At 35.8% G+C, this 12667-nt stretch carries 15 protein-coding genes and 1 pseudogene; 9 read left to right on the forward strand and 7 right to left on the reverse strand.

Features of this window, described 5'->3' with window-relative positions:
- Window positions 1-55: 55 nt before the first annotated feature.
- The 4 genes from H560_RS0111250 to H560_RS0111265 all read left to right on the forward strand — a co-directional run bounded on the left by H560_RS0111250 (window position 56) and on the right by H560_RS0111265 (window position 2494).
- The gene (locus H560_RS0111250) at window positions 56-553 is read left to right on the forward strand and encodes a metallophosphoesterase family protein (protein WP_027380136.1); all 498 of its coding nucleotides are present in this window, start codon (window positions 56-58) and stop codon (window positions 551-553) included.
- A 51-nt stretch (window positions 554-604) separates the two neighbouring features.
- Complete coding sequence (locus H560_RS0111255; protein ID WP_027380137.1) at window positions 605-1099, forward strand: Smr/MutS family protein; 495 nt, start codon at window positions 605-607, stop codon at window positions 1097-1099.
- An 18-nt stretch (window positions 1100-1117) separates the two neighbouring features.
- Entirely contained in the window at window positions 1118-1834 is a 717-nt protein-coding gene (locus H560_RS0111260) for a DUF3822 family protein (protein ID WP_027380138.1), read from the forward strand.
- Between the two features lie 81 nt (window positions 1835-1915).
- Window positions 1916-2494: an RsmD family RNA methyltransferase gene (locus H560_RS0111265; RefSeq protein WP_027380139.1), complete on the forward strand. Its 579-nt coding sequence runs from the start codon at window positions 1916-1918 to the stop codon at window positions 2492-2494.
- Here the strand turns inward: H560_RS0111265 and H560_RS21465 are convergent.
- Window positions 2495-2858, reverse strand: a pseudogene (locus tag H560_RS21465) (winged helix-turn-helix transcriptional regulator). It lies immediately after the preceding gene.
- 83 nt (window positions 2859-2941) lie between these two features.
- Here H560_RS21465 and H560_RS0111275 point away from each other — a divergent pair.
- Window positions 2942-3541 (forward strand): nitroreductase family protein, encoded by a 600-nt coding sequence (locus tag H560_RS0111275; RefSeq protein ID WP_027380140.1) that lies wholly within the window; start codon window positions 2942-2944, stop codon window positions 3539-3541.
- Window positions 3542-3721: 180 nt separating this feature from the next.
- Here H560_RS0111275 and murI read toward each other — a convergent pair whose 3' ends face one another.
- The 5 genes from murI to H560_RS0111300 form a co-directional block, all read right to left on the reverse strand.
- Complete coding sequence (gene murI / locus H560_RS0111280; protein WP_027380141.1) at window positions 3722-4552, reverse strand: glutamate racemase; 831 nt, start codon at window positions 4550-4552, stop codon at window positions 3722-3724.
- A 111-nt stretch (window positions 4553-4663) separates the two neighbouring features.
- Entirely contained in the window at window positions 4664-5788 is a 1125-nt protein-coding gene (gene hemW / locus H560_RS0111285; RefSeq protein WP_081413964.1) for a radical SAM family heme chaperone HemW, read from the reverse strand.
- Between the two features lie 51 nt (window positions 5789-5839).
- Entirely contained in the window at window positions 5840-6790 is a 951-nt protein-coding gene (locus tag H560_RS0111290; protein ID WP_027380143.1) for a PorP/SprF family type IX secretion system membrane protein, read from the reverse strand.
- Window positions 6791-6841: 51 nt separating this feature from the next.
- Window positions 6842-7915 carry an RluA family pseudouridine synthase gene (locus H560_RS0111295; protein WP_027380144.1) on the reverse strand — a complete coding sequence of 358 codons (1074 nt, stop codon included), beginning with the start codon at window positions 7913-7915 and terminating at the stop codon, window positions 6842-6844.
- A gap of 70 nt (window positions 7916-7985) precedes the next feature.
- The gene (locus H560_RS0111300) at window positions 7986-9083 is read right to left on the reverse strand and encodes a PASTA domain-containing protein (RefSeq protein ID WP_027380145.1); all 1098 of its coding nucleotides are present in this window, start codon (window positions 9081-9083) and stop codon (window positions 7986-7988) included.
- Window positions 9084-9238: 155 nt separating this feature from the next.
- Here H560_RS0111300 and H560_RS0111305 point away from each other — a divergent pair, with 155 nt between their 5' ends.
- The 4 genes from H560_RS0111305 to H560_RS0111320 all read left to right on the forward strand — a co-directional run bounded on the left by H560_RS0111305 (window position 9239) and on the right by H560_RS0111320 (window position 11876).
- The gene (locus H560_RS0111305) at window positions 9239-10234 is read left to right on the forward strand and encodes a D-alanine--D-alanine ligase (protein ID WP_027380146.1); all 996 of its coding nucleotides are present in this window, start codon (window positions 9239-9241) and stop codon (window positions 10232-10234) included.
- Window positions 10235-10342: 108 nt separating this feature from the next.
- Window positions 10343-10810: a pantetheine-phosphate adenylyltransferase gene (gene coaD / locus H560_RS0111310; RefSeq protein ID WP_027380147.1), complete on the forward strand. Its 468-nt coding sequence runs from the start codon at window positions 10343-10345 to the stop codon at window positions 10808-10810.
- 6 nt (window positions 10811-10816) lie between these two features.
- A complete protein-coding gene (locus H560_RS0111315) occupies window positions 10817-11197 on the forward strand; it encodes a four helix bundle protein (RefSeq protein WP_027380148.1) in 381 nt (126 codons plus the stop codon).
- A 43-nt stretch (window positions 11198-11240) separates the two neighbouring features.
- Complete coding sequence (locus tag H560_RS0111320) at window positions 11241-11876, forward strand: trimeric intracellular cation channel family protein (RefSeq protein ID WP_027380149.1); 636 nt, start codon at window positions 11241-11243, stop codon at window positions 11874-11876.
- 201 nt (window positions 11877-12077) lie between these two features.
- On the opposite strand, the gene H560_RS0111325 is transcribed toward H560_RS0111320, so the two are convergent.
- Window positions 12078-12644, reverse strand: coding sequence for a tetratricopeptide repeat protein (locus tag H560_RS0111325; RefSeq protein ID WP_027380150.1), 567 nt, complete (start codon window positions 12642-12644; stop codon window positions 12078-12080).
- Window positions 12645-12667: the final 23 nt, after the last annotated feature.

Here is a 12667-nt window from a genome sequence, read left to right on the forward strand (position 1 = left end):
AATTCGGGTTTTATTAGTTAAATTTGTGATGTCAAAAAAACAGTTATATATATTCATGACAAAAATCCTTCTGCTTTCCGATTCTCATTCCTACATAGACGACCGTATTCTAGAATATGCCCAACAGGCTGATGAAATCTGGCATGGCGGAGATTTTGGGAGTATGGACGTGATTGAACAGCTTGAAAAAATCAAACCATTAAAAGGCGTTTACGGAAATATTGACAACGCAAAAATCCGTTCGGAATTTCCGGAAGTGAGTCGTTTTATGTGTGAAAATGTGGAAGTTTTGATGATTCATATTGGCGGTTATCCCGGAAAATATACTCCTTTAGCCCAAAAAGAAATCTCGGAGAAAGCTCCAAACCTTTTTATTTCCGGGCATTCACACATTTTGAAAGCGATGTTTGACAGTAAAAATAATCTGCTCCATCTGAATCCCGGTGCGTGTGGAAAACAGGGATGGCATAAAGTGAGGACGATGATGCGGTTTGTGATTGATGGTTCGGAGATTAAGGATTTAGAAATTATTGAGCTGGGCCCTAAATTTTAATCATTAAAAAAGTTGAGGAAAAGGATTGCTTCGGTCCTCGCAATGACAAATATGAAAATAGGCGATAAAGTTTCTGTGGTAGATGAAGATTTGAGCGGAGTGGTGACTTCGGTCAACGGAAATATCGTCGTTTTTAAAGACAATTACGGCTTTACCTATCAATACCCGAAAGAGAAACTTGTTCCAAAAAATTCTGATTTATACGAAAACATTAAAGTTGTAAAAAAAGCGGAGCCCAAGAAAAACATTTCCAAAAAACACCAGAAAAATGCATTGGTTCTTGATCTGCATTTTCACAATTTGGTTAAAAATCCTAATGATTATGACAGTTTTGAGCGGCTTTTCATACAAAAAGAAAAATTATTGAATACACTTGAATTTTGCCGTAAAAATCATTTGAAAAGACTTGAAATTGTTCACGGAATCGGTGATGGTATACTTCAGAGAATGGTTTTTGATGTTCTGGAAAGCCAGGCCGGCCTCGATTTTTATAATAAGGAAATACTTCATCATCAATCGGGTGCGGTAATGGTAGAATTTCACTAAATTTGCAGGAATTGAAATATGAACGTACTTAATTTACTTTTTACCAAAGACGGATTAACCTACCAGATTGCTAAGAATAAAAGCATTGTGGAAGAGAAATCTTATTTCGTGGACGAAGAATCGCCGGAGAATTTTATCGCGGATCAGCTGGATGAAGTTTTGATCAGGCAAAGATTTGATGAAATTCAGGTAATCTCTGCACTGAATCATTTTACCCTGATGCCTGAAGGATTTTCGCAGCATGAGACAGGATTTGATTTAATTGCTTACAATGCCCCTGTAGACAAGGAAAAGGAAGAATTGATGCTTTCCATCAATGAAAAATTTAAAGTTCAGTTTTATTATACTTTCCCAAAGAATTTTTACAAGAAAATTAAAGAGCTGGCATTGCCTGTCAATTTTAATTTTTCCGGTGAAAAGTTTTTAAATTCAATTAATAATAAAAATAACAAGGAAATTCACATTAATCTTTATCATAATCAATGTGAGTTTTTCGCTATAGACAACAAAAAAGTTATTTTATACAATAATCTGGATGTAAATTCTGAGGTTGATTTTCTTTATTTCGTGATGTTTACTTTAAGCAAAATAGGTTTTGGAATTAATGAAACCAATTTCTACGCTTATGGTGAAACCACTGAAAATGAAACCTTTATTTCGGAATTACAGAAGTTCGTAAAGAACCTGAAAATTATATATGATAATATTCCTAATAAAAACTTTATACTTAATTAAGGTATAAGGAATTAGCAATTAGGGCTTAGTTTGACAAAAAACCTTAATTTCCTAAATCCCAAATCCTAAATCCTAAAAAACATGTTCAGAATAATCTCAGGCAGATGGAAAGCCAAGAAAATAGCCGCTCCCAGAAATTTTGATGTAAGACCTACAACGGATTTTGCGAAGGAAGCTTTGTTCAGTATTCTTGAGAACAAATATGATATGCAGTCAATTTCTGTGCTGGATCTTTTTGCCGGAATTGGTTCCATCACACTGGAATTTGCCTCAAGAGGATGTCAGGACGTAACTTCCGTGGAAATGAACCCTAAACATACGGCTTTTATCAATTCTACAGCTGCAGAACTTGATATGGCCCTGCAGGTGAATGTTCAGCGGGGAGATGTTTTCGACTGGCTGAAAAAATTCAGAAACAAAAAATCTTTTGAACTAGTATTTTCTGATGCGCCTTTCGAAATGGAAGAAAAAAAATACTACGAAATAATTTCTTTGGTTTTAAATAATAAATACCTGAAACCAAACGGAATCTTAGTCATAGAGCACCAGAGCCGTATGAAATTTGACCATCCGAATCTGACTGATACCAGAAAATACGGAAATGTAAGCTTCAGCTTTTTTGAGCCAAATAAAGAAGATAATACTGATATTTCAGAATAATCAGGATAAACCTTTTGGAAATTCTTTACCAGTATGATGGCTTATAACCTCTACTTTGTATGAGTTTTGCACTGCTTCTTCGCTCCATTTTGCTATTTCTTTCAATACAGGAATTAATGTTTTTCCAAATTCCGTTAATGAATATTCTACCATTAATGGCGGCTTTTCCGTGTAAACTTTTCTGTTGTTTTAGCTGAAGACTTAAAGTTCTTTCTGTAATTGTAGGAATCAGTTTCCTTAATTCATTATATCTTTTAGCATCATCGACAAGATGATATAAGATCACAGATTTCCACTTTCCCCCGATAAACCGCATGGTTACGGTAGTACAGCACGGGTAATTTTTATTGTCTATTGTATACATCTCTTACTATCTTTTTAGACCGTTATTGCAAAGTTAATAAACTTACATTAGTTTTGCAACTATAAAAAATATAGTATAAAATTATGAACTTTTTAGACAAAATGAAATCGAGATATAGTGTTAAAAAGTATAATCCTCAGGGTAGTGTAAGCGAAGAACAAATACAGGAACTTAAAGAAATCTTACACCTAAGCCCATCTTCTATTAACAGCCAGCCATGGAACTTTGTATTCGTTAGTAATCCTGAAGTTAAACAGCAGCTGGCCGATGCTTCCTATTTTAACAAAGAGAAAGTATTGGAGAGCAGCCAGCTTATTGTATTTCAAACCCTGAAAAATCCCGCAGATTTTGAAAAACAAATAGAAGAAAATCTGCCTGAAGGATCAATTAATTATTATAAAACTTTTGTAAAACCAAAAGGTGAAGCTGAAATTAAATCCTGGCTAAAACATCAGGTTTATCTTTCTCTTGGGGTTTTCCTTTCTGCCTGTGCAGCCATGGAGATCGATTCTACGCCAATGGAAGGAATTGAAACAGAGAAATATGATGCTATTTTAAATAATGAAAAATATGAAAGCCTTTTTGCTGTAGTAATCGGTAAAAAGTCGGATGACGATAAAAACCAGCCGATTCACACTCCGAAAAAGAGATTGGAAAATAAGAAAGTGATCTTGGAAATATAAAAAATATCCACGCAGTTTGTCATCCCATAGGGATCTAGGCACTAATCTTTTCATTATTTTTCTCTAATACTATGCTTAGATCCCTACGGGATGACAAACCGAGCGATAGAGGAATTTATAAAAATCCAAATAACTTTTAATATCAATAAAAGCTGTTTCAAATAGAGACAGCTTTATTATTTATAATACTTTTAGTTCTAAGTCGATTGATTTCCCGAAGAATTTCTTTGATATTTTTTCAAAGTTTTTCGTTAAATCCGAAAGATAAAAATGATAATTCGGTTTTGGATTCTGATCATTCAGAAGATGGTATTTATCTAAAATAATTTTCAAATGATTCGCTACGATATTTGGGGAATCTATTACACGAACGCGATTTCCGTAATATTGCTTGATTTCGTCGATTAATAAAGGATAATGAGTACATCCTAAAATCAAGGTTTCAATGTTTTTTAATTTACTATTGCTCAAATAATTATAAATAATAGCATGTGTAATCGGATGATTTTTGAAACCTTCTTCAATTGCCGGAACCAGTAGAGGCGTTGCCAGCTCATCCACTTTGATCCATTTATTATGCTTACGGATACTTTTCTTGTATAAGCCAGAATTTACGGTTGCTTTTGTTGCAATCACTCCTACATTATTATGAATTTCATACGAAACTTTTTCTGCAACTGGATTAATAACGTCAATTACAGGAACTTTCCCGGCCACCGACTGCATTACTTCGTTCAAAGCGTTTGCTGTAGCCGTATTGCATGCAATTACAATTGCCTTACAGTTTTGTTCAAGCAGAAAATTGGTGATTTTAGTAGAATATTCAATGATGGCTTCTTTAGATTTTTCGCCGTACGGAAGGTGTTTTGTGTCTCCAAAATAAATTAAATCTTCATTAGGAAGAAGTCTTTTAATTTCTTTGGCTACCGTTAATCCTCCCACTCCACTATCAAAAATCCCGATAGGCTGTTTTGGTGAAAGATGCGAATAATCTTGTTTCTTAGTTTTCAAAATTGAGCTGAAATTTTATACAAAAATAGTGAATTTGTTGGATGCTTGAAGCTGGGTGTTTGAAGTTTTTCCACAAACCGGTCTTCCATCTTCCTGCCTCTGGCTTCCAGCTTATACCATAAACAAATCCGAAGCAATGCCATCCGCCATAAACCAATGCTTTTCGGGAATTTTTAAGTGATTTTCTTCAATAATTAAAACTTTTTCTTCTAATTTTGATTTAATTTCTCTTTGAAAATATTCCAGAATTTTATCATTAAATTTCTCTTTTAAACTTTCCAGATCTACCCCCCAAATGGTCCTTAACCCAATCATAATCATTTCATTGAACTGATCTTTTTGAGACAGAACTTCTTCTTCTTTGGCCAAAAGATTGGAATTTAATTTTTTAATATATTGTTGATTATTAGCAACATTCCAGCTTCTTACATCAAAACCGTTGTAAGAATGTGCCGAAGGCCCGATTCCCAGGTATTCCTTATATTTCCAGTAAGAAGAATTGTGCCTTGAATAGAAACCAGGTTTCGCAAAATTGGAAACTTCATAGTGTTCAAATCCATGATCTTTCAAAAAATCCGATAAATAATAAAATTCTCTGTTTTGTTCCTCCTCCTTCGGGCTTATTATTTTTCCTTTTGCAATCCAGTTCTCCAGTGCAGTTTTCGGTTCCACCGTTAAGGCATACGATGATATATGTGGAACTTCAAGAGTGATGGTCTTATTTAAATTTTCCTTCCAGATTTCAAGATTGGAAGTTGGTGAACCGTAAATTAAATCAATACTTAAATTTTCAAACCCGAAATCCTGTGCTCTCTTGATAGAATCTTCGGCTTCGTTTGCCGTATGTGCACGATTCATTAATTTTAAATCTTCCTCAAAAAAACTTTGGGTTCCGATAGACAATCTGTTGATTGGTGAATTTGATAATCCTTTTAAAAAGTTTTTATCCAAGTCATCCGGATTGGCTTCCAAGGTGATTTCAATGTCTCCATCGAAGCTGAAATATTTTAAGACCTCATCTATTAAAGACCTGATTTCATCAGCTGAAAGTATGGAGGGAGTTCCGCCACCGAAATAAAGCGTCTGTAAGCTTTTGTTTTGCAGCTCATCTTTTCGTAAAAAGATTTCCTTCTTCATGGCAGCAAGCACTTCATCTTTAAAGTTTAAAGAAGTTGAAAAATGAAAATTGCAATAGCTGCATTTCTGCTTACAAAACGGGATGTGAATATAGATCATAAAAAAAGCCCTGAAAAATTTCAGAGCTCAAATTTATTTAAATTAAATCAATTAATATCTATAACCTCTGTGGTTAATGAAGTTATCGAAGTTATATCCTAACCCGATCATGAAGCTGTTTCCTCCATATTCCTGAATATCAGATAAACCAAGGTTGTAAGTAGCTCCAATCATGAATTTATTGAATCTTACTTTTACTACCGGTGCAATCTGTAATTGCTGACTGTCAAATCTGTTCTGAACAGATCTGTAGCTTACCCCGAAAGAGAATGAGTTGATATCATTAAAGAACGTACCCATTAAGTTATAATCGATTGTTCTTGTAGAGTTCGTATTAAGGTTGATTAAAGCTGATGGTGTGAAATAGATGTTATCTCCTACATGCCAGTCATATCCTAAGTTTAAGAAGAATTTGATCGGAGAAGGCTCACGTCCGTTTACGATAGCTTCATCATTGGTAAGTGCAATATCATTTACAGAAACTCCTGCGAAGATATTTCTATAAGTAGCCTGTGCACCAAAGTTGGCATACGCCATGAAGATATTACTTTCACTCCCCTGTAATAAGGGGTCTGAAGCATCCTGTGTATTGATTTTTGAATAATCAAAATTCATGTTGTAAAAGCTAACGCTTGTACCGAAAGAGAACTGGTCTTTTCTGTCTCCTTCGCTGCTAAGAGGGATAAAATAGGAAGCACCAGCCGTAATACCTCCTGCAGAGATAGGGCCATTACTGTCTCTGAATACAGATAAACCCGCTCCTACTCTATCAAAGATGTTCGCGTTAATCCCCACAGACTGTACGTTGGGAGACTCGCTGAACTTCGAAAATTGCTGCTGATAGTTAAGATTAAGCTGCACATAGTCTGTTTTACCATATTGTGCAGGGTTGAAAAGAAACTCACCATCCAAAAGGTACTGTTGATAGTATGGTAATGTTTCTTGTGCTTTGTATGCATTTGACAAAAGAGCTAAACATACGATAGCATATAGTTTTCTCATAACAAATCTTGATTTCAATTCAACAAATATAAAAAAATTCTCAATATATTTTTAGTTTTCTAAATAATTTCTCCATTTTTTTACAGCATCCGCCATATCTTTCGGCATTGGGCTCTCAAAATATAATTCCTTCTTTGTAGTAGGATGTATAAATCCTAAAGTGTGCGCATGGAGCGCATGTCTCGGCAAAATGTCGAAAACATTTTTTATAAACTGCTTATACTTAGGCAGATTCACTCCCCGAAGCGGAGTATGCCCTTCATATCTTTCATCATTAAACAGCGTATGGCCGATATGTTTGAAGTGTGCCCTGATCTGATGAGTCCTTCCTGTTTCCAGTTTGCATTCCACCCATGTCATATATCTAAATCTTTCCAGAACTTTATAATGAGTCACCGCATGTTTTCCCTGGCTTCCGTCTTCATAGGTGTGCATCTGCATCCTGTTTTTAGGATGACGGCCGATATGGCCTCTAATAGTGCCTTCATCGTCCTGTACATTTCCCCAGACAAAAGCCCAGTATAATCTTTTTGTTTTTCTGTCAAAGAATTGTTTGGCCAGATAACTTAAGGCATATTCATTTTTAGCAATAACCAGTAATCCTGAAGTGTCCTTGTCGATCCTATGAACCAATCCTACCCGGTCCAGATCGGATTTTTCTCCGTTCTGCTCAAAATGGTAAGCCAGCGCATTCACAAGAGTTCCGTCCCAGTTCCCGAATCCCGGATGAACAACCATTCCCGGTTCTTTATCAACAACGATAAGATCATCATCTTCGTATACAATATTAATAGGAATATTTTGCGGAATAATCACATTCTCCCTCGGAGGATGCGCCAATAGTACCGAAATCTGATCTCCAGGCTTTACTCGATAGTTTTGCTTTACAGCAACACCGTTTACGATTACGTTTCCGGCACGGCAGGTTTGTGAGATCTTATTCCTTGAAGAATTCTGGCGGAAAATCAATAAAAACTTATCAATTCTTAATGGCTCCTGACTTTTATCAACAGTGATATTAAGATGTTCATACAATCCCTTATTTTCCTCATCAATATCAATATTATCAATACTGTTTTGGTCTAATAATTCTTCATCCAAAAAATCTTCGTTATCTTCTGTCATTGTCTTATTTTTTATACAAAAAGCTTCAACATGATGAGTTGAAGCCTGTATTTTTTATAGCATCTGCTTATTATTCTACGACTACTTTTTTAGCTTTTGGCTTTTCTGCAGGTTTCTGCGTGGTTGTAGTTGTTGTTTTATTTGATGTGCTTCCAGCGTTATTTGCTGCTGTAGAAGCTTTAGGTTTATTTTCTGTTGCAGAAGCCGCCGGTTTTGCAGTTGTAGTTTTCGTTACTTCCGGTTTTGTTTCAGCCGGTTTCGGAGTTTCTCTTCTAGGTTCCGGAGCCGGAATATTTGCCGGTGACTCATAATGAGGTTCCGGATGAGCAGGAACTTCTTCATATTGTATCGGAGGCAGAGAAGTGTCTACTTTCATTCTGTATATGGAGTTCAGCTGTTCTATTTTAGCACCAAGCTCTGCCGGTGTTTTCTTACTTGCCCAGAGATCGATCTGCATTCCCTGATCCCTTGCATCTCCTGCTGCCGGATCCTGATAATAGATAATATCAGATTCGTCTTTGCTTCCGTCTTCATGCTCTACGAGTCCTACTTCAAACATATTTCTTGCAATAATGGCTCTTGCTTCTTTTACCGTTAATCCTACAACATTTGGGATTGGTATGTTTCTCATAGGACCAGATCCGATTACAACGTCTACAGTTGAGAATCTAGGGAGTTTTGTCTTTGGTTTTACAGCATTTCCTTTATAGATAATTCTCAATACAGCATCTTTCTGAATACTAGGTTCAAAAAGCGTATCCCCTACTTTCAGGCCTACCTGCTCCAGTCTCTGGAAAGCCAGCCCGGAATATTTATTGATCACATCCGGAACCTCCACTTTTGCCCAGGTTCTTGGATTTACTTTTAATATAATTGATCTTCCGTCTTTTACGCGGGAACCGGGTGTAGGATATACCTGCAACACTTGGAAAGGCCTGTATTTAGGATTATACTGGGCACTGTCTACCTCGTATTCCAATCCTGAATCGTCCAATATCTTGATGGCTTCCTGTACAGATTTATTTACAATATTAGGAACCGGAATTTCCTGACCATGGTTAGTATGATATTCCAACCAACGAAACGTAAGCCAGACCAACCCCACAAAAACGCCGATGGCTACGACTAAGTTCAGTAAAACTTTCCAATTGAAAAGTGATTTAAGCATACTTAAAATTACTATAATTAGACAGCAAATATAATTAATAATTTTAGAATGTGCTTTTAATTTAACACAATTCATTTTGAATTTTAAAATTTATGAATTTCCCGTATTGCATTGCATAATTTCATTAAATTTGCCCTAATTGATACTTAACGGTTATGAGCAAAAAAAGTGTTGCCGTAGTAATGGGAGGCTATTCAGACGAATATGTTGTATCATTAAAAAGCGGACAATTAATTTATGATTCCTTAGACAGAAATCTTTACGATGTATATAAAGTAGTTATTCTGAAAGATGAGTGGTATTTTTTAAATGAAAATGGCGAAAAACACGAAATCAACAAAGGTGACTTTTCGGTAATGCTGGAAGATAAAACATTGAAATTTGATGTCTGCTTTAATATTATCCACGGAACACCCGGTGAGAACGGTATCCTTCAGGCTTACTGGGATGCTATCGGACAAAAATATACCGGATGCGATTTTTACCAGAGTGCTTTGACATTCAATAAGAAAGATACACTGGCCGTGCTTTCAAAATACGGAATCCCTTCTGCAAAGAGTGTTTATTTGAGAAAAGGAGAGGAAATAAATACAGATGAAATTATAGAAAGTCTGGGGCTGCCTGTTTTTGTTAAGCCCAATCAATCGGGCTCTTCACTGGGAATTTCAAAGGTTAAAGAAAAATCAGAATTGATCGCTGCAACAGAAGTGGCCTTCAAGGAAGATGATGAAATCTTAATTGAAAGTTTCCTGGACGGTATGGAAGTTTCTGTGGGAGTAATTGATTATAAAGGCGAAACCATTGTTTTAGGAATTACAGAAATTGTCCCTCAGAATGAATTCTTCGATTATGAAGCGAAATATGAAGGAGCTTCCGAGGAAATTACCCCTGCAAGAATTGACGATGAAACAAGAATCCGGGTAGAAGAAATTGCTAAAAGAGCCTACAATTCTCTTGGAATGAGTGGCTTTTCAAGAAGTGAATTCATTTTAATGGACGGCATTCCCTACATGCTGGAAATGAATACCAACCCGGGATTCTCACCCGCAAGTATTCTTCCCCAACAGGCAAAAATCTACGGAATTTCAATCACAGACCTTTGTGGAAATGAAGTTGAAAAAGCTTTAAATAAATTTAGAATTAGTAATTAGAAGTTAGAAATTAGTAGATTGATGATGGCAGAAGGCAAAACTCAAATTTGAAGATTCACTACTATCCACAATTGCGATTTATAACTCATAACTTATAACTGTATACGCATGAAAATTGCTGTTTTTCCGGGGTCTTTTGATCCTATTACTTTAGGGCATTATGATATTATAGAAAGAGCGGCGCCGCTTTTTGATAAATTAATTATAGCTATCGGGCAGAATTCTCAGAAGAAATATATGTTTCCACTGGAAAGAAGAATGGAGTTTATCCAAAATTCCGTTGCCGAATTCCCAAATGTGGAAGTAGATTTTTTCGAAGGCTTAACGGTAGATTACTGCTTCGAAAAAAATGCACAGTACATTCTCAGAGGCCTGAGAAATCCGGCAGATTTTGAATTTGAAAAAGCGATCGCCCACACCAACAGGACTTTAGCTCATAAAAAACTGGAGACGATATTTTTATTAACCTCATCAGGAAAATCTTTCATCAGCAGCAGCATTGTAAGAGAAATTATCAATCACAACGGCGAATATGAATTGTTGGTTCCGGAAGCCGTAAGAGTTAATAATAAGTAATGGGTAATGAGTAATTTTATTACTACAGATTTCAATCAAGTATTTAGGGATAGAACTAAAAGGTTTTCAGTTTCTATTATTAAATCTTTATCACCATTACCCTATTCTGACGACCTTTCAGTTATCAGGAAACAAATTATCAGATCCGCGACTTCTGTAGCAGCCAATTACAGAGCGGTTTCAAGAGCAAGATCCGATAAAGAAAGATTTGCGAAACTTTGCATCGTGGTCGAAGAAATTGATGAAACTCAACTTTGGCTTGATATAATTGAGGAACTCGAATATTTAAGTCATGAAAAAATTTTACATTTAAAACAAGAATGTGAAGAATTGGTTAAAGTAATGACATCATATAAGTTTAAATTATCCCAAAGCAAAACGCCATAATTTAATATTACTGATTACCCATTGCTTATTACTCATAAATATTATGCACGAACAGTTCAATTTTGCCATAGAAGTCCTTGGAACGATCTCATTTTCGATGTCGGGAAGCTTCGCTGCAATGCAGAAAAGGCTTGATCCGTTCGGTGTATTGATTATTGCCTTCGTAACTTCTGTAGGCGGGGGAACTGTCCGGGATTTATTGCTGGATATTCCGGTTTTCTGGATGCACGATTTATTAACCTGCGCATTAATTATCCTGACCAGTATTTTCACGATGGTTTTTAAATCATTTGAAAAAAATTTCAGGGTAACCTTGTTTATTTTTGATAGTTTCGGGCTCGGATTATTTACTATTATCGGTGTTCAGAAAGGATTACATGCAGATATTCACCCTTTAATATGTATAGGCTTAGGGACCATTACCGGCTGTTTTGGAGGGATTATCCGGGATATTTTACTTAACAGGATTCCTTTGATTTTCAGGAAAGAAATTTATGCCACTGCTTGTATTGTCGGCGGTTCTGCTTTTTTATTATTAACAAAATTCACAACACTCTCTTATACCATTATCCAGGTTTTTACCATTTTACTAATTGTGGCAATCAGAACTTTAGCCGTGAAATACCATTGGCAGATCCCGAAATTTTATGGGTATGAACATAATAATTCTGAGATGTAATAACTTAAGAAAAAATCCTTCGACTGCTTCGCGCTCAGGATGACACAAGTAACTTAATAACTGAAAAAGTTTAGTATTAGCGATGTCATCCTGAGCGCGAAGCAGTCGAAGGATCTCACAAGCATTATTCCATAACATAAATACAATAAAAAAGCACCTGATCTCTCAAGTGCAATTATATTTTTTAATTAAATCCCTCAATTAAAAGAATTTCCCTCTGTTTCTCATATTAGGGTTATGCATGTGCTTTTGCATAGATGGCATTTTCAGCTGATCTTTCATCATTTTAATCTGGTCCGTCATCATTCCTGCACTGTCAAGCCTTTTTGCTTCTTCCAATAGTTTTTGCCCCTCCTGCTTTCTTCCTTTAGAAATTGCTGCGGCGGCAAGATTTAATGTAGCCATAGCTCTGTCATGCTTCATATTTAAGCCATATTCCAAAGCTTTTTTCATCAGAGGCTCCACTTTTGCAGGGTGATCCTGTGCCTGAGTCAGCCCCGTTAGATAATGAAAATATCCATACTGAGACTTGTGAAGCTGAGATTGGTAGTTGGTAATTTTAGAAAGCCATTCTGCGGCCTTTTCCATATTTTGTTTTCTCAATTGCCAGAAAGCCAAAAGAATATATTCATTTTTAAAGAAAAGTAAAACCGGTGAAGCAGAAAGTACGATCAAAACTATTCCCCAGCCGATATTCCTGTTCATCATCAGATAAACAGCTACTGCAATAAATAAAGCAGAGATTCCGAACTTTATGTATTTATTCATTAGTAAATTTTAGAAGTGCAAAG

Origin of the sequence: Chryseobacterium daeguense DSM 19388, from assembly GCF_000430825.1 — a bacterium.
Lineage (GTDB): Bacteria > Bacteroidota > Bacteroidia > Flavobacteriales > Weeksellaceae > Chryseobacterium > Chryseobacterium daeguense.